The following is a 17,691-nucleotide window of genomic DNA, read 5'->3' on the forward strand; positions in this document are numbered from 1 at the left end:
GCTTTTGTATAACCAGGTTTAAACCACGCGCTTATGCTCTCCTTTCGGGTAAATGCCGGCGCTTTGCTAGGCTTAGTTTTTCTTGCCGCCTGCAACGAGCCGGTCGATGATATGATAACGCCACCGGCCCCCCAGCCGGTGGCCGTAGTGGCCAACTGGGCGGCCCGCGCCGACTCGGCGCAGGCTGCGCTCAACCAGTCGTTTTGGGCGCCTACCGACTACTACTACTTGCAAAACAGCTCGGGCAAGCCCGACTTCAACTACTGGTGGCAGGGGCATGGCCTCGATGTGCTGCTCGATGGCTACCAGCGCACTAAGGTGCTCGACTACATCACCAAGATGCAGCAGTTGCAGCAGGGCACCAAGAAGAAGAACGGCAACACCTACCTCAACAATTTCTACGACGACATGGCCTGGCAGGCTCTGGCCAACCTGCGGGCGTTTCAGATAACGCAGGACCAGTCATATAAGGCCACGGCCCAGTTGCTATGGACTGACCTTAAAAATGGCTGGAACACCGAGCAGGGTGGCGGTATAGCCTGGAAGAAAGACCAGCGCGACTACAAAAACACGCCAGCCAACGCGCCAGTGGCCATTCTAGGTGCTCGCCTCTACCAGCTCGACCGCAACCCCGATGACCTGGCCTGGGCCACCAAGATTTATGATTGGCAGAAAAAGACCCTTGTGGACCCCACTTCCGGGGCCGTGTGGGACGGTATCAACCGCCAGGGCAACGGCCAGATTGACAAGGACTGGCGCTTTACCTATAACCAAGGCGTGTATATAGGGGCTGGCTTGGAGCTGTACCGCGCTACCCAGCAGAGCACCTACCTCGACGACGCTAACCGCACAGCTGGCTACGTGCTCAACGACAGCCAGCTCGCACCCGGGGGCGTGCTCAAGGATGAAGGCGGCGGAGATGGCGGCTTGTTCAAGGGCATCTTGGTGCGCTACCTAGCGCAGCTCGCTACCGACCCCGGCGTAGCTGCAGCCACCCGCGCTCGCTACGTGTCTTTCCTCAAGTTCAACGGCGAGAGCCTCTACAACAAGGGCACGCGCCGGCCGCAGTATTTATTCAACACCAACTGGACTTCGCAGCCGGGCGGCACCGTCGATGGCTCGACGCAGCTAAGCGGCGTGATGATGTTTGAGGTAATGGCTGACTTGCAGGCACGCAAGCTTTTCTAGGTAGCCGCTAGCTCTTTTAACGACAAAAGACCGGGCTGCGCGGTGGGGTGCGGCCTTGTCTGCCCGCGTCTGGCTGGTGGGGCCGGGCGCGGGCATTTTTTTGCACCTGCTACTCTTAAAATTCCTGTATGAAATTGATTTTCAAGGCTGGCGCGGGGGCGCTGGCGCTGCTGCTGGCGGCAGGCGAGGCAAGCGCGCAAAGCGTGCTGAAGTATGTAAACCCTAACATCGGCACGGCGCACAGTCGGTGGTTTTTTTATACGCCCGCGGCCGTGCCCTACGGCATGGCCAAGCTGGCGCCCTCTACCAACGGGCACTACGGCAACCCCTCGGGCTGGGAGGCCGTGGGCTACGACACCCGCCAGAACTCTATCGAGGGCTTCGTGCACTTCCACGAGTGGCAAGTGGGCGGTGTGAGCTTTATGCCTACCACCGGCGAGCTGCGCGTGCAGCCCGGCGACCTTGATAAGCCAAACAGTGGCTACCGTTCAAAATTCGACCGCAAAAACCAGGTGGCCGAGCCTGGCTACTATAAGGTGCTGCTCGACGACTACGGCATCACGGCCGAGCTGACGGCTACCAAGCGGGTCGGCTTTCACCGCTACACCTTCCCCAAAAGCGACCAGGCGCGCATCATCCTCGACATCGGCAACAAGCAGGGCGAAAGCAGCGACGTGACCGACGCCAACATCCGGATGGTGGACGCTACGCACGTAGAGGGCTTTGTGAGCACTTACCCCAAATACGTGAAAACCTACGACCCTAGTGGCAAGGTGAACATGTATTTCTACGGCGAAATCAGCAAGGCACCGGCCAGCGTGGGCGCCTTCACGGCCGCCGGTATTCAGGAAAAGCAAAACTCGGCCACTGGCAAGGGCGCAGGCTTGTTCTTGAACTACCAAACCACGGCGCAGGAAAAGGTAGAGCTGAAAATCGGCCTCTCGTACACCTCCATCGCCAACGCCAAGGCCAACCTAGCTGCCGAGGCTAAGACGCTGACCTTTGACCAAGCCCGCACTGCCGCACAAGCTACCTGGCAGCGTGAGCTAAGCAAGATTGCGGTGGAAGGCTCCAATGAGCAGGACAAGACCAAGTTCTACACTGGCCTGTTTCACGCGCTCCTAGGTCGCGGCATTGCTAGCGACGTGAATGGGGCCTATCCTAAGCACGGCGGCCAAGTCGGTCAGCTGGTAGCCAGCGGCCCTGGCCCCAAGGCCGAGTTCATCAACACCGACGCCATTTGGGGCGGCTACTGGAACCTGACGCAGCTGTGGGCACTGAGCTACCCCGAGTGGTACGGTAGCTACGTGAATACTGAGCTGCAAGTGTACCGCGATAAGGGCTGGTTTGGCGACGGCCTGGCCAACAGCGAGTACGTGTCGGGGGTAGGCACCAACTTCGTGGGGCTGGCCGTGGCCGGTGCCTACCAGGTGGGTATCCGCAACTACGACGTAAACCTGGCCTACCAGGCCGTGAAGGCCAATGAGCTGAATTACCGCAATCGTGCCTTTGGCTCGGGTAAGATGGATGTGAAGGCCTTCACGCAGTACGGCTACGTGCCTTTCCGCGACGATTATAAAGAGTACAAAGGCGAGTGGTATAAGACCGACTCGACGGGCGCGTACTTCTCCAATTCGCACACTCTGGAGTACAGCTACAGCGCCTTTGCTGCTGCCCAAATGGCGAAGGCCCTAGGTAAGAAAGCCGACTACGAGCAGCTCCTTAAGCTGTCCAATAGCTGGCAGAAGATTCTGAATCCGCAGAGCAAGCTCATGCAGCCCAAGCTGGCCGATGGCACTTTCGCGAGCAACTTTAAGCCGTTTGAACCCTGGCGCGGCTTCCAAGAGGGTAATTCTATGCAGTACACCTTCTATGTGCCGCAGAACCCGGCCGGCCTCATCGCGGCGATGGGGCGCGACAAGTTCAACAACCGCCTCGATAGCATCTTCACGGCTTCGGCCAAAACGGGTTTTGGCGGAGGCAAAGAGATTGATGCCTTCGCCGGCGTTAATGCCATCTACAACCACGGCAACCAGCCCTGCCTGCACATCAGCTGGCTGTTCAACTTCTCGGGCCAGCCCTGGCTGACGCAGAAATGGACTCGCCAGATTTGTGATGAGTTCTACGGCACCGAGCCCATCCACGGCTACGGCTACGGCCAAGACGAGGACCAGGGCCAGCTCGGCTCGTGGTACGTCATCACCGCTCTAGGCCTGTTCGATGTGAAAGGCTTCACCGATGCCCGGCCCATCATCGAGCTAGGCAGCCCCATCTTCAGCAAGTCTACCATCCAACTGGGTAACCAAAAGAAGCTGGTTATTGAGGCAAAAAACACTTCTAAGACCAATATGTACGTGCAGTCGGCGGAGCTAAATGGCAAGCCGCTGGCCAATTGCTGGCTCTACCGCGATGAGCTCATGAAAGGTGGCAAGCTAGTGTTCACGATGGGCGCGCAGCCTAACAAGGCCTGGGGCAGCAAGACTCCGCCGCCCTCGGCGCAGTAGCCGCGCACAAGCTAGTAGCATGAGATTGGCCCCACCTAGGGCGGCACTACCATTGGCAGTGCCGCCCTAGGTGGGGCCAATCTCATGCTACTAGCCTTTAAGGCAGGGTAGGGGGCCTAGACGTGTTCCATGCCATACTGCTTCAGCACATCGGCGGGTACGCCCGTCCAGCGGTTGGGCGAGTTGCCAACGTAGCCGACGTCGGCCATGCCCATCTTGCTGCTGAAGAAGCCGCTGGCCGTAAGGTCGCGCATCCGGTTGAAGAAAGCCACGCCGGCCCGCATGTCAGGCGTAGCGCGCTTGGGATAGGCTATTTTGGTTACCATCTCTAGTTGCTGCGGCGAGCTGCACTTCACAAACGGCTGGCCATAGCGGTTGGCGCACTGCACGTCGAGCCAGCGCAGGCCACCGCGCAGCGGCAGCTGGTGTTCGGGCATGTCCTTGGCAATAAACTCGATAAACTCGGGCACCTTCGCATCCGATGCACTGCCCGAGTGTTCGTCTTTGGGAATGATGATATCTGCCAAGACGGTTATCGTGGCCATCTCGTGCGGCGTGAAGAAGGTTTCGGCGTGCAGCTTCTGGTCGCGCTCTACCTCGTAGGGCTGCCGGCCGGCCGCTTTGGCGGGCGCGTTGGCAGTCTTAGGGGCCTCAGCGGGTGCTTGAGCCGTGTCGGGGCGGCAGCCATCGAGCAGCAGCCCGGTGCTCAGGGCGCCCAGTCCGATGGCTTTTAATGAATCACGTCTTTTCATGGATACCTAGGGCTAATTAAGACAGGATTAGACGCTTGCGCTGGTCAAGGATGTACTCGCTAGTGCGCATCGACAGCGCCAAGATGGTCCAGGTAGCGTTTTTATCGCCTTGCTGCACAAACGGCGCCGCATCTACCACAAACAGGTTGCGGCAGTCGTGGGCTTGGCACCACTTGTTAAGCGCCGACTTTTTGGGGTCGTCGCCCATGCGCACCGTGCCCACCTCGTGGATGATACGACCGGGTGCTTCTAGGCCATAGTTGGTATCGGCACCCGGTATTTTGGAAGTGATAACAGCCCCCATGCCGTGCATGATTTCCTGGAAGGTTTCCTGCATGTGCTTGGCCTGCTTAACCTCGGCATCGGTCCACTTGTAGTGGAAGCGCAGCACCGGAATGCCGTATTTGTCCACCACATCGGGGTCGATTTCGCAGTAGTTGCTTTCGCGTGCAATGGCCGTGCCGCGGCCCGCCATGCCCACCTGCGTGCCATAGAAGCGCCGGTAGTCGTCTTTGAGCGAAGCCCCGAAGCCACCAGCTTCTTTCATCTTGCCATCGCGGCCAGGTACCAGACCGTTCAGGTTCTGGATGCCTTTGCCGAAGCCGTAGGCCGGCATGTGCATGCCGCCGCCGTACTCGATGTGGTAGCCGCGCGGGAAATCCAGCTTCTTGTTATCGAGCCACCAGGGGCTGTAGATGTGGACGCTGCCCACGCCATCCTCGTTGTAGCGCTTGCGGTCCATGAGCTGGGGCAGGAAGCCGCTCAGGCTGGCACCCGTCGAGTCGTGGATGTACTTGCCCACCACGCCGCTGCTGTTAGCTAGGCCATTGGGATGGCTCGGCGACTTAGAATTGAGCAGCAGGCGCGCCGACTCACCGGCGCTGGCTCCCAGAATTACGATTTTGGCCTTCACCTCGTACTCCTGCAAGTCGTTCTTGTCCACGTAAGACACGCCAGTAGCCAGGCCGTTGGCACCGGTCAGCACCTCGCGCACCATGGCGTTGGAAATGACTTTTAGATTGCCGGTTTTGAGCGCCGGAATCACGAGGCAGGAAGAAGCCGAGAAGTCGGCGTAGACCTTGCAGCTGCGCCCGCACTGCCCGCAGAAAAAGCAAGTGCCGCGGTCCTTATTGCCCGGCAGGGCCTCAGTAAGCACCGAGCCGCGGCCGGGTATCACGGTCACGCCGGCTTTGGTAGCCCCTTGCTTGATGAATAGCTCGTTGAGGCGAGGCTTGGGCGGCGGCAGGAAGATGCCATCGGGCTCGTTTTCCAAGCCTTCCACTGTGCCGTATACCCCGATGAGGCGGTCTACCTTGTCGTAGAAGGGCTTAACCTCGTCGTAGGTGATGGGCCAGTCGTCGGTGAGGCCATCGATGTGGTGGCTCTTAAAGTCGTTGGGTCCCATGCGCAGCGAGATGCGGCCCCAGTGGTTGGTGCGGCCGCCCAGCATGCGGGCCCGAAACCAGTTAAACTCAGTTTTGTCTTTGGTGGTGTAGGGCTCGCCTTCAATCTCCCAGCCGCCGTAGGCCGCGTCGAAGTCGCCAAAGGGCCGAGTGGTAGAAGCGCCGCGGCGCGGCGACTCGTACGAGAATTTCAATTGCTGGGCATCTTCCCTAGGGTCGAAAAATGCCCCGGCTTCCAGCATCAGCACTTTCAGGCCAGCGTGCGCCAGTACGTAGCCGGCCATGCCGCCCCCAGCCCCCGAGCCTACCACAATGGCGTCGTATACTGTCGCCGACTTCTTTATTTGAAAATTATCCATTCCTAGGTTGGAAGTTATAGCTGCTCGATGGTGATGGCGCGGAAGGCTACCTGATGGCCGTGGTCTTGCAGGGCAATGTGGCCTTTGGGGTACGCCGCGAAGTTTTTCCAGGTCTTGAACTTGCTGTTCTCCAGTAGGGCTTGCCACTCGGGGCTACCCATCTGCACGTCCACGATTTTAGTCTTATTCAGCCAGAAGGTGAGGTGCCCGTTTTGCTTGCGCAGCTTCACCAGGTTCCACTCGCCGGCGGGCTTGGCCACGTCTTGAGACGGAGCCTGCATGTCGTAGAGCGACCCGGCCAGGTGGTTGGCTTTCTTATTGTCATCTGCCTCTTTATTGTCGAGCACCTGCATCTCGATGCCGGTTTCGTAGGTGGCGTGCAGAGAGGGGTCTTCGTGCACCCCGAAGATGACGCCGCTGTTGCCACCGGGCGAAATTTTCCACTCCAGGTTCAGCTCGTAGTTTTCATACTCCCCGTCGGTTACTAGGTCGCCCCGGCCGGTTGCTTTAGGGTCGAGCTGCAGCGCCCCGTCTACTACCTGCCAGGCCGGCTCGGCCGTAGGCTTGAGGTAGGTATGCCAGCCTTTGGTGGTCTTGCCATCAAACAAGGCTTGTGGCTTGGCTTTGGCTGGCTGTTTGGCAGAAAAAACCGGCTGAGCCAGGCTTGCAACGACCACGAGGCTGCTTAGGAGAATGTTCATGCTTTACGGGTGGGATTTAATGACTGAATAAGCTATTCGCGTCTAAAGATATACCTTCCACCGTTGGCCCGGTAGTGCTAAAAAAACTACTTTTTTTTAGCTATTGCGCTTTTCAGTGAATGCTTTGCTATAGAGTGCTTTAACTGTCCTGCTTAATCGTTTAAATTTTCTTTTAAACGGTGCACAACTAAAGAAAGAGCATACTGCTGAGCTTTTATAGTAGACAGGCGCCAAGTGCTTGGTCTAAGCCCCTAGGGCGCAGCATTTAGGCCATGCAGGGCCACTAGACTAGATGGTGGCCAACTGCCACTTGCAATAAAAGAAAAAGGCGCTTTGCATCGGTTCGTGTCGATGCAAAGCGCCTATCTAAGGCCAATGGCTGGCTCTACCAGAAGCGGTTGTCGGGGCAAACTACCTGGGCTCTTTTCTTGAGGCGCAGCCCTAGGAGTATTTCGTGGCTGCCGCCGTTGTAGTTGGCCAGCTGCGAGGTGCCGGCATCGTAGGAATAACCCAGCGTGAACTGCTCGTAGCTGAGGCCCACCAGTGCTACTACCGAGTCGAAGGCCCGCCACGATACGCCGGCCCACAGTAGGTCTTGGTATTTAATCTTGGCATTGATATCGACTGAAAGCGGAGCCGGGTTCACGGCCTTAACCAGCACCGACGGCACCAGCGACCACTCGGGGCTGAGTGGCACCCGCACCCCAGCCGTGGCAAAGTAGTGGCGCCGCAGCGAGTTACCGGGTGCGCCCGCCCCAACCTGGCCAGGCCCGTAAGAAAAATTGAGTCTGTTGCCCAGCAGCTGCGCCCCCGACACCCCTACGTAGAAATTGGGGCTATACACCCACAGGCCGGCCGAGGTATCAAACACGCGCGAAGCCGCGCTGGCCCCGCGCGTAGTGGGGTCGTAGAACTGCAGCTGCTGCCCATCTACGGCAAACTGCTGCATGCCTACCGACACCCCTAAGGCAGCCCGAATGTCGTGCGTCAGCACCACATTGTAGGCATAAGAGCCATATGCGCCAAGCCGGCTAGTGGGCCCAGTTACGTCATTATACACAATGCCCCCGACGGCGTGAAACGGGCGCAGCCGGTCGCGCATGGTGCGCTTGTCGGTGGTGCGCCACTTGCCTAGCGAAGAGGTAATGCTAGCGTAGTAGGTTTTGGGTGCTCCTTCGAGGCCCGTCCACTGGGTGCGGTAGCTGAACTTGACATCGATATAGTCCTCCACGCCGGTGGCGCCGGGGTTCAGGATGTAGTTGTTGTTCATGTACTGGCTGTACTGCGCTTGTTGCTGGGCCAGCACGGGCACAGTCGTCAGCAGCAACACGAACAGAAGCAGCGATAGCGCTCTTTTCATAGTAGTAATGGCCTCAGTAGCTACCTAGGAAGAAAATGGCGGGGCTGCGCCTCGACGCAGCCCAACGCACTGTGTGACTAATAAAGAATGGTAATCGACCCCGCGTAAGATCTGCCCAGCGGGCCCTTCGTGACAACGACGTAGTAGTAGGTGCCCACTGGGGCGGGCTGGCCGTTGATGTCGCCGCGCCACTCGTTGGCACGGCTGTAGTTTTCGGCTGAGAAAATCTTGTTACCCCAGCGGTTAAATACGTTCACGGTATTGTCGGGGTACTGCTCGATAAACTCAATCTGCCAAGTGTCGTCGCGTCCGTCGCCGTTGGGCGTGAAGGCATTGGGAATGCGAATGGCTGGGCGCACGGTCACGGTTACTTGGTCGGAGCTGGCGCAGCCCCCGGTGCCAGCCGAGAGAGTGTAGGTAGTGGTGACTAGCGGCGCAGCAATGGGGCGTAGCGGGTTGCTAGGCGGAATGGTCAGCCCTAGGGCGGGTGTCCACGTCACGGGGTAGGTGCCATCGGCAGTACCCTCCAGCGTTACGGAAGTGCCCGCTAGAATCTCCTTGTCGGGGCCGGCATTCACAACCACTGGCGGCTGAATCTGAACCACTACGCCGTTAGAAACGGCCGTTACGGGCTGCCCGCACTCGTTGGTAGTGCGTAGGCGTAGCGTCACGGTCTGGCCGTTGCGCAGCGTGGTGCTGGTGAAAACGGGGTTAGTAGCTCCCGCTACATCGGTGCCATTCACCTGCCACTGGTAGCTAGGGGCAGTGCCGGCTCCCGTCACGCTCGTGATGCTGAAAGCTATTGGCTCACCGGGACAAACCGGCCCGCCTGGCTGTGCGCCAATGGCGAGCGTAGGCGTCGTGGTGGGCGTGCGCGTTACGGTAACGGTAGCCGTGGCGGGGCCTGTGCTGCATAGTCCCGCAGTAGGCGTTACTTCCACGCGCACTTGGTCGCCGGTGGCTAAGGTGCTGCTCGTGAAGGTGGGGCCGCTGGCCGCCGCCACGTTGTTGACAAACCAATTAACTGTGGGCGCGGAACCCGCATCGGCCACCACCGCCGTGAAGGTGAGAGCTGTGCCCGGGCATTGTACCGGTGGCGTTGCCAGGCTAATCCTAGGCGTAACCACGGGCTGCACCTGAATGGCTACCACATTGGAGAAGGCCGTCGAGCAAGTGCCGGTGCCCGAGGTAGTGCGGCGCCGGAAGTAGGTGGTAGCCGTAAGTGGGCCCGGTGCGAATGTCGGAGACGTGGCACCCGCGATAGCGGTCCAGTTAGCATTATCAGCCGACGACTCCCACTGGTAGGCAAATGTGCCTGTGCCACCGCTAGCCCCTAGGGTGCTGGTGAGCGGTGCCGGCGTGGCACCCGCACAAATGGTTTGGTCGGCGGCAATGGTACCCGCGTTTAGCGTGGGCAATACCGTCAGTGTAACTGAGGCAGAGAACACAGGGCCGCATGCCCCCGAAGTAATCCGAAGCCGGAAGTAAGTAGTAGCCGTGAGTGGGCCGGGAGTATAGCTAGCGCTAGTAGCACCAGTTATTGCAATCCAGTTATCATTGTTGTCCGACGATTCCCACTGGTAGCTATAGCTGCCCGTGCCGCCCGTGGGGGCAGTAACACTAGCAATAGCTGCCGGGGTAGCGCCAGCGCACAGCGTTTGGTCGGGGCCAATGGTGCCAGCCGCCAGCACCGGGGCTACAGTGATAGTAACAACATTAGACGCCACTGGCTCGCAAGTGCCCGCCGCTGCCCGGCGCCGGAAATAGGTCGTAGCTGTGAGGGCACCGGGGGCAAGCGTCGGAGACGTAGCACCCGCGATGGCAGTCCAAGTAGCGTTGTCAGCCGACGACTCCCACTGATAGGTAACAGTGCCTGTGCCGCCGCTAGCCCCTAGGGTGCTGGTAAGCGGCGCCGGCGTGGCACCCGCGCAGATGGTTTGGTCGGCGGCGATGGTGCCAGCCACGAGGGCCGGCAGCACCGTTATCGCAACGGCTGGTGAGTAGGCCGCGCCACAGTTACCCGAGCTTGCCCGGCGGCGGAAATATGTAGTGGCCGTAAGTGGGCCGGGCGCATAGTCTGGGTTATTAGCCCCACTGATAGCAGTCCAGTTAGCATTGTCACTTGACGATTCCCACTGGTAGGCAAACGTGCCTGTGCCGCCCCCAGGGCCAGCCGTGCTGGTGAGGGGGGCAGGGGTAGCGCCAGCGCACACCGTTTGGTCGGTGCCGATGGTGCCAGCCGTCAAGGCAGGTAGCACCGTCAGGGTAACAACGGGCGAGTAAACTGGCCCGCAAGGGCCCGAGGTAACCTGGCGGCGGAAGTACGTAGTAGCCGCGAGCGGGCCGGGTGCATAGCCAGGGCCGGTAGCGCCCGCAATGGCAGTCCAAGTGCTGTTATCAAGCGACGACTCCCACTGGAAGCTGTAGCTGCCCGTGCCGCCACTGGGAGGCGTGCCTTGGTTTAGGGCATCTGGCGTAGCGCCGGGGCACAGCGTTTGGTCGGTGCCGGCAGTGCCAGCCGTCAGCGCCGGGCCTAGGGTAATGGTAACGACATTGGACACCACCGGGCCGCAGGTGCCATCAGCGGTTGCCCGGCGGCGGAAGTAAGTGGTAGTCGTGAGCGCGCCGGGTGCAAAGGTTTCGGCCGTGGCCCCCGCGATGGCGGCCCAGGTAGCGTTATCCACCGACGACTCCCATTGGTAGGTGATGGGGCTTGTGCTGCCGCTGGCCCCTAGGGTGCTGGTGAGCGGTGCTGGCGTACCACCCGCGCACAGCGTTTGGTCGGCAGCGATGGTGCCAGCCACGAGGGCCGGCCGCACGGTTATCGCAACAGTATTAGACAGCGCCGTGCAGGTGCTGGAGCTCACCACGCGGCGGAAGTAAGTGGTGGCCGAGACCATGCCGGGCGCAAAGGTTTCGGCCGTGGCCCCCGCGATAGTGGTCCACGTCGTGTTGTCCGCCGATGCTTGCCACTGGTACGCAAAGGTGCCAGTGCCACCCGTAGCTGGGGCTCTGCTTGTGAGGGGCGCCGCATCGGCGCCGGCGCACACTGCTTGGTCGGCGGCAATGCTGCCACCTGCCAAGGCCGGCAGCACCGTGATGGCTACCGAAGCGGTAAAGCTAGGGGTGCAATAAGGGCCCGATTGGTTTGGTAGCAGTAGTTGAGCCCGCCGCTTGAAATAGGTCGTGCCAACTGGTAGGGTGCTAGGTGGCGTGTAGCCAGCACTCGTAGCGCCGCTAATATCCGTGAAAGTGACGTTGTCTGGTGACGATTGCCACTGGTAAATGAGCGGTAGCCCAGAGTCGCCTGAAGCATCGGTAGTACTGGTAAGAGCAGCAGGGGCCGTGCCAGCGCACAATGTCTGGGGGCCGGCAATACTGCCTGGTTCCGGGAGATTTGGCACCCGAATTCTACCCGAGCTTTCGCGGCAGAAGCAGTCGGTTGTGATGCGTAGCGTTATGTTGTAGTCGCCGGGGGTAGCATACACGTGCACGGGGTTCTCCTCCGTCGATTTGGTACCGTCGCCAAAATCCCACGCGTAGGTTTTATTGTCAAAATCAATGGATGGTGCAGTGAAAGAAATTTGCCGGCAGCCCGTTATTTCTGCACTAGGGCCCACTCGCAGCAGCGAGCTTTGGTTGAAGTTGACCAGACCTAGGCCACTGCGGCGGCCGCTTAATTGCAAGGTTAGGCTATCGTCGGCGTAGCGCACCTTGGCGCCCACCGAGTCGGGGTAGGTGATGAACCCTAGCGCCGGCTGGTTTTCGCGGGCTACGTAGATTTTGCCATCTGGCGCCGCCTGCAGCGAACCTAGGTTTACGGGGGTAGTCTGCTTGAGCGGAATGCTCTGCTTGTTGACCGGCCCATTACCGCTGATATCAAATTGCAGCAGCTTAGGCGGGTTCATTACCGTGGCGTAGAGCTTGCTGCCCGCCGAAAAATCAACCCCGTAGTATTTGCCCTCGCCACTGTCAACAATGTACGGGCGCTGGGGATTGGCAGTGACCTGGCCCGTGCTCGTATCAAAGTTAAATAGCTCGACGGTGCTGCTGCTGTCGCCGAGCACCTCGCTGTAGCGGGCCACGGCCAGGCGCTGGCCGTCGGGCGTCACTTTCATCTGCCCACGGTAGCCCATCGGCGACTCGCTCGCCGAGTGCAACGAGCCCACCACAGAAACAATAGGAGTAGGGTCTACACCAGTAGTGCGCACGCGGTAGGCCAAAAAGGCGTCGCCACGATTGGCAAAGCCGGTTTTGGCGTCGCCCCAGCCGTGCACGATAATCCAGATGTCGCAGCCGTTTTTGTGAAACACGCCCGTCATCTTCTCAGTGGTGCCTTGCGTAAGCGGCGTGTTCTTGGTGGCGGCCACTACCGTGCCTTGGCCTCCACCGTCCGGAATCACAATTTCTGAGTAGCTCAAGCCCTTGGGGCCGCCCGCCGCGTCTTGGGTAAAGATGTAGTAGCGCGTTTCTCCATTCGGTATGCCACTTGGCGGGCTGCCGGGCCTCCGGATGGGCAAGGGGCCGTCGGTACTCAGCCGGTTGCCGCCCATGCCCGTGCCATTGGTCATGATGGTGTGGTTACCATTCCAGATAGTGTCGCCGTTGCTGTAAAAGAGAATCTTGCCGTTACCATCCGACATGATGCCTGCCCCAGCGGGAGCCGTCATCTGACCATCAGTCAGCACCTTTGGCGGAATCGAATCAGAGGCTTGGTTAAAGTCCAGCCCTGCTTTGTAGCCGAAATACCAAGTGTTGGCAAATTTCTCGTCTTGGCTACAGGCGGGTGGGGTAGAACTCTGCCCTAAGGCCGTGGTAGCGGCGCCACTCAGCAGCAAAAGCAGCAGCAAAAGCAGCCATCGGGCTGGGCTGCGGCGCCCGCCGTCGGCGGGCGGGCCAGAGCTAGTAGTGAGGGGGGCAGAAAAGTGGGAAGCAGGTAGGGCAGGAAACGGTAGCGCTGCGGGCATAGGAGAGCGAATAAGCGGGCAGAGGAAGCGGCAGCTAGTCAGAAAGTAGGGTGCCATTTGCCGCCCTTAAAGAACGGAGCCTGATGACCGATTATTTTAGAAAAAGCGCAGCCAGCCAGTCTCAGTAAAGCTACGCACCGTTAGCCACGTTTGTGCAAGCCAATGCCCGAATAGTGCCGAAGGTAGTGGCTTGGCTTCCCACCAAGGGCGGCTTAGCTCGCTTAAGGGCCAGCAGGAGGCCCTAGGTACGTGCTCAGCAAGCAAAAACGGCCATGTTCCGCACCGCGAAACATGGCCGTTTTCAGCCAGCGAAAGCTGTTATTTACTTATTAATTGTTCGCGCCTTAGACCTCCATTGGGAGCAACTGCGGCGCATAATCATCTTGGGTACGCCGGTCTTTGAAATACTGCCGGATATCAGCTTCCTTCATATCCTTCCACGAGCGCGTGGAGTGAATAATTTTCTTGTTAGCCAGCGCCAAGGTTTCGGGCGAGGCGGGCAGCCCTATCCAAGCCACCCCAAAAGGCTGGTCGCCAATGGCTAGGTCACCTAGCTCAAGGCCGGCCGCCTTCACGAGCATACTGAAGAAATAGTCTTCTTCCAGCTGGGCCTTTTGCACGCCCGCCAGCGGTAAAAAGCCTTGGTCGCGTAGTGCCTCCAGGCCGGTGCGGCTGAAAACATAGGTGCCGCCAAAAACAAAGTCGCCAAACTCGTACCCTTTGTAGATAGCCTGGAACATCACCGGACGGATTCGCCAGTGAATCATGGGCTGCCGCAAAAAGTGCCGCGTAAACACCTTGCCAATGCTGGTGAACATTTCGCGCACCACTTTATTGTCCCACACATTGCCTAGGTCGTCGGGCGAGCTAATGCCGCGAATAAACCGCCCGGCCAACCCAATGGTAGGGTCGCGGCGAAACAGCTCTAGTGCGGGTAGCTCAGGGTCGTGGCCGATAATCAGCGCATCGGTATCTAGCCGCAGCAGGGCTTCAAAGTCATAGTTGTCGAGCGCGTACCGGTACGCGTTGCATAGCGATACATAAAGGCCGAGCCATTTGCCGTGGTTTTCACTGGTAGTTAGCACCACTACATCGGGGCGCTGGGCGGTCACGGCCTCGCAGATGGTAGGGTTCTGCGAGTCGTCGGAAAGAATAATCTGGTGCGAGCTATGAATATAATGCTCCACACTGGCTAGGGTATCCAGAATAAATTCTGGCTGGCATTTGGGGCCCACGGGTATCACTACAATAAGGGCAACTGACTGCTTCATACGCTAGGGGTTAATTGGAATAAGCCTGCAATATCATTAAAAAATACCACATCTTATTGTTAACTCTTTATTAAATAAGGGAATGCTTCAGGAATGCTTGAGCCAGATACTATTGGTACTCATTGCTTAAGGAACCTATATAGCTACTAACGGCTACAGACTGGCGCGAAAGCAAATAGACTAGTCACTCCGGCTGCTTACCCGTTGTTTAGCGGTGGGCGGCGCAAAATGTTACGTCTTGGCTTTGGCCGTTTGGGCTGGCTCATCATTGCCATGACATCCTGCTAGGCAGCGCAAGCAATTGCTAGGTTGCTAGTAGCCAAGGCTCTGTAGTAAGCGGGGCTTTATTAATTATAATTATCTGTCTAACAATGATAAAAATTATTTTTACTAAAAAAGTGCAATTATTTTTGCATTTTTACAATCAGTGCAATTAGTTTTGCAACGCATTCAGCACTGAAATTTTTAGGATTATTTATAAGTTATAGTCATGTGAAGCAGATGTGGGGACATCTAATAAGGACAAAGTCGAGATTTTCTTGATTCTGTTTGAAGGTTAAATAAGTTATTATTATCTAAAAAAGTTACAATTTATTTAAGGTGAGGTTGCCGGGACGTGCAACAATACAGGTGAGCAGGTGCTGAATAAACCGGCCGCTAGCATTGCTAGCGGCCTTTTTATTGAATAAGCGGTAGCGGTGAGCTTCCCTAGGTGGGGCATGGTGATGCTTATCGGCAGGCGCGGTTACAAGGTGAGCAGAGTAGCTATTTTTACCACTAGCTGCTCATATGCAGCTCCCGCTATGTCGCCTCGCCCCTACATCTTGGCCGAAACCACGTGGCAGCACGTGAAAGATGCTGCTTACGAAGTAGTCGTGCTGCCCTGGGGGGCCACGGAAGCCCACAACTACCACCTGCCCTACGCCACCGACAATATGCAGTGCGACTACGTAGCTGCCGAAGCGGCTCGGCTAGCCTGGGAAGCGGGCGCCAAGGTGGTCGTGCTGCCTACCATCCCGTTTGGGGTGAACACTGGGCAGCTTGATATTACGCTGGACATCAACCTGAACCCAAGCACGCAGCTGGCTATTCTGCGCGATATTGTGCAGGTGCTGGCGCGCCAAGGCATTCCGAAGCTGGTGCTGCTGAATGGGCACGGGGGCAACGACTTTCGCCAGCACTTGCGCCAGCTGCAAGCCGAGTTCCCGACGGTGTTTCTCTGCACGCTCAACTGGTTTAAGGCCGTTGACCGGAGCAAGTTTTTCACGGCGCCTGGCGACCATGCCGATGCCCTCGAAACTAGCGCCATGCTGCACATTGCCCCCGCGCTAGTACGCCCGCTGTCCGAAGCGGGCTCGGGCCATGCCAAGCAATTCCGTGTTGAGGCCTTGCGGCAGGGCTGGGCCTGGGCGCAGCGCGAATGGACCCAGGTAACCGCCGACACCGGCGTGGGCGACCCCGCCGAGGCCACCGCCGAAAAAGGCGCTGCCGTACTGGCCGCCGCCACCCAAGCCATCGGCACCTTCCTCACCGAGCTAGCCGCCGCCGACCCGCGCGACATGTACGAGTAATAGTAGCCCCGATTCTTTATGGCTCGAGCTACTAATCGCCATTAGTAAAAAAGGCCCCTCCGCTATGCAGAGGGGCCTTTTTGTTAAAAGCTAACCTAGGGCTTATTTGCCCAGTTTGGCTTTCAAGTTTTCGTCGAGTGCTTCCAAAAACTCCTCGGTGTAGAGGTAGTCGCGGCCGTGCTCCACTTTGTTGCCGTGGATGCAGACAGCGAGGTCTTTGGTCATTTTGCCGCTTTCTACGGTTTCTACGCACACAGCTTCTAGGGCCTTGCAGAAGTCAATCAGCTCCTGGTTGCCGTCGAGCACGCCGCGGAACTCCAGGCCGCGCGTCCAGGCGAAGATGCTGGCGATGGGGTTGGTGCTGGTGGGCTTGCCCTTCTGGTGGTCGCGGTAGTGGCGCGTCACGGTGCCGTGGGCGGCTTCAGCCTCCATGGTTTTGCCGTCGGGCGTCACGAGCGTCGAGGTCATCAGACCCAGCGAGCCGAAGCCCTGGGCTACGGTGTCACTCTGCACGTCGCCGTCGTAGTTTTTGCAGGCCCACACAAAGTTGCCGTTCCACTTCAGCGCCGAGGCCACCATGTCATCAATCAGGCGGTGCTCGTAGGTGATGCCAGCGGCCTTAAACTTCTCCGTGTAGTCGGCTTCGTAAATCTCCTGGAAGATGTCCTTGAAGCGGCCATCGTACTTCTTCAGGATGGTGTTCTTGGTGCTCAGGTACAGCGGCCAGCCCTTCATTAGGGCCTGGTTGAAGCAAGCGTGCGCAAAGCCACGAATCGACTCGTCGGTGTTGTACATGGCCAGGGCCACGCCGTCATTTTTGAAGTTGAATACCTCAAACGACTGCACCTCGCCGCCATCTTCGGGGGTGAAGGTGATGGTGAGCTTGCCTTTGCCTTTGGTTACGAAGTCGGTAGCGCGGTACTGGTCGCCGAAGGCGTGGCGGCCAATGCAGATGGGGGCCGTCCAGTTGGGCACCAAGCGGGGCACGTTGCTCGTCACGATGGGCTCGCGGAATACGGTGCCGTCCAATATGTTACGGATGGTGCCGTTGGGCGATTTCCACATTTGCTTCAGGCCAAACTCGGCCACACGCTCCTCGTCGGGGGTGATGGTGGCGCACTTGATGCCCACGCCGTACTGCTTGATAGCGTTGGCCGCGTCGATGGTCACCTGGTCGTTGGTTTCATCGCGATACTCAATCCCTAAGTCGTAGTATTTGATATCTACGTCGATGTAAGGGGTAATGAGCTTGTCTTTGATAAATTTCCAGATGATGCGGGTCATCTCATCGCCATCGAGCTCCACTACGGGGTTGGCTACTTTGATTTTGGTCATTTCCTCTCGGGTAATATAGGTGGGTAAGGGATGCAGAAACTGGCGCCCCTAGGCGGGGCCGCCGGCTCATTAGCCGCGTCAATATTAAGTAACTTTTGGTGCTTAGCAGCGAGAAGCGCCCCTGAGGCACCCTAGGTAGCAGTTGGCAGGCCCTACGCTGAGCGGCTCAGCGCCCCGCCGCCCGGCCCGCCAAAGCAGGGCGGCCGGCCAGTGGCGCTTTGGCTAGCCAGGCACGCATAGGGGAGGGCTGGGCTGACAAAGCGGAGCGTAGTAAAGAATC

General features: G+C 58.6%; 10 protein-coding genes. 3 read left to right on the plus strand and 7 right to left on the minus strand.

Features of this window, described 5'->3' with window-relative positions:
• Nucleotides 1-33: 33 nt before the first annotated feature.
• Complete coding sequence (locus FNT36_RS09245) at nt 34-1,188, plus strand: glycoside hydrolase family 76 protein (RefSeq protein WP_233635805.1); 1,155 nt, start codon at nt 34-36, stop codon at nt 1,186-1,188.
• 128 nt (nt 1,189-1,316) lie between these two features.
• Nucleotides 1,317-3,692, plus strand: coding sequence for a GH92 family glycosyl hydrolase (locus tag FNT36_RS09250; protein ID WP_144846673.1), 2,376 nt, complete (start codon nt 1,317-1,319; stop codon nt 3,690-3,692).
• 116 nt (nt 3,693-3,808) lie between these two features.
• On the opposite strand, the gene FNT36_RS09255 is transcribed toward FNT36_RS09250, so the two are convergent.
• From FNT36_RS09255 to FNT36_RS09280, 6 genes are all read right to left on the minus strand, one after another.
• Nucleotides 3,809-4,444 carry a gluconate 2-dehydrogenase subunit 3 family protein gene (locus tag FNT36_RS09255; protein WP_144846674.1) on the minus strand — a complete coding sequence of 212 codons (636 nt, stop codon included), beginning with the start codon at nt 4,442-4,444 and terminating at the stop codon, nt 3,809-3,811.
• A gap of 16 nt (nt 4,445-4,460) precedes the next feature.
• Nucleotides 4,461-6,206 (minus strand): GMC family oxidoreductase, encoded by a 1,746-nt coding sequence (locus tag FNT36_RS09260; RefSeq protein WP_144846676.1) that lies wholly within the window; start codon nt 6,204-6,206, stop codon nt 4,461-4,463.
• A gap of 14 nt (nt 6,207-6,220) precedes the next feature.
• Complete coding sequence (locus FNT36_RS09265) at nt 6,221-6,907, minus strand: 3-keto-disaccharide hydrolase (protein WP_144846678.1); 687 nt, start codon at nt 6,905-6,907, stop codon at nt 6,221-6,223.
• 385 nt (nt 6,908-7,292) lie between these two features.
• Nucleotides 7,293-8,267, minus strand: coding sequence for a PorP/SprF family type IX secretion system membrane protein (locus tag FNT36_RS09270; protein ID WP_144846680.1), 975 nt, complete (start codon nt 8,265-8,267; stop codon nt 7,293-7,295).
• Nucleotides 8,268-8,344: 77 nt separating this feature from the next.
• Nucleotides 8,345-13,234, minus strand: coding sequence for a T9SS type B sorting domain-containing protein (locus tag FNT36_RS09275; protein ID WP_233635806.1), 4,890 nt, complete (start codon nt 13,232-13,234; stop codon nt 8,345-8,347).
• Between the two features lie 344 nt (nt 13,235-13,578).
• Nucleotides 13,579-14,505, minus strand: coding sequence for a glycosyltransferase family 2 protein (locus FNT36_RS09280; protein ID WP_144846684.1), 927 nt, complete (start codon nt 14,503-14,505; stop codon nt 13,579-13,581).
• Between the two features lie 803 nt (nt 14,506-15,308).
• On the opposite strand from FNT36_RS09280, the gene FNT36_RS09285 reads away from it, so the two are divergent.
• Nucleotides 15,309-16,076: a creatininase family protein gene (locus tag FNT36_RS09285; RefSeq protein ID WP_144846686.1), complete on the plus strand. Its 768-nt coding sequence runs from the start codon at nt 15,309-15,311 to the stop codon at nt 16,074-16,076.
• A 102-nt stretch (nt 16,077-16,178) separates the two neighbouring features.
• Here FNT36_RS09285 and FNT36_RS09290 read toward each other — a convergent pair whose 3' ends face one another.
• The gene (locus FNT36_RS09290; RefSeq protein ID WP_144846688.1) at nt 16,179-17,411 is read right to left on the minus strand and encodes an NADP-dependent isocitrate dehydrogenase; all 1,233 of its coding nucleotides are present in this window, start codon (nt 17,409-17,411) and stop codon (nt 16,179-16,181) included.
• Nucleotides 17,412-17,691 lie beyond the last annotated feature (280 nt).

The organism is Hymenobacter setariae (assembly GCF_007713685.1).
Classification (GTDB): domain Bacteria; phylum Bacteroidota; class Bacteroidia; order Cytophagales; family Hymenobacteraceae; genus Hymenobacter; species Hymenobacter setariae.

Bases quoted from the DNA above. Each gene is read 5' to 3' on its own strand.
- FNT36_RS09245 (WP_233635805.1), top strand. From the start codon at position 34: ATGCTCTCCTTTCGGGTAAATGCCGGCGCTTTGCTAGGCTTAGTTTTT.
- FNT36_RS09250 (WP_144846673.1), top strand. From the start codon at position 1,317: ATGAAATTGATTTTCAAGGCTGGCGCGGGGGCGCTGGCGCTGCTGCTG.
- FNT36_RS09255 (WP_144846674.1), bottom strand. From the start codon at position 4,444: ATGAAAAGACGTGATTCATTAAAAGCCATCGGACTGGGCGCCCTGAGC.
- FNT36_RS09260 (WP_144846676.1), bottom strand. From the start codon at position 6,206: ATGGATAATTTTCAAATAAAGAAGTCGGCGACAGTATACGACGCCATT.
- FNT36_RS09265 (WP_144846678.1), bottom strand. From the start codon at position 6,907: ATGAACATTCTCCTAAGCAGCCTCGTGGTCGTTGCAAGCCTGGCTCAG.
- FNT36_RS09270 (WP_144846680.1), bottom strand. From the start codon at position 8,267: ATGAAAAGAGCGCTATCGCTGCTTCTGTTCGTGTTGCTGCTGACGACT.
- FNT36_RS09275 (WP_233635806.1), bottom strand. From the start codon at position 13,234: ATGCCCGCAGCGCTACCGTTTCCTGCCCTACCTGCTTCCCACTTTTCT.
- FNT36_RS09280 (WP_144846684.1), bottom strand. From the start codon at position 14,505: ATGAAGCAGTCAGTTGCCCTTATTGTAGTGATACCCGTGGGCCCCAAA.
- FNT36_RS09285 (WP_144846686.1), top strand. From the start codon at position 15,309: ATGTCGCCTCGCCCCTACATCTTGGCCGAAACCACGTGGCAGCACGTG.
- FNT36_RS09290 (WP_144846688.1), bottom strand. From the start codon at position 17,411: ATGACCAAAATCAAAGTAGCCAACCCCGTAGTGGAGCTCGATGGCGAT.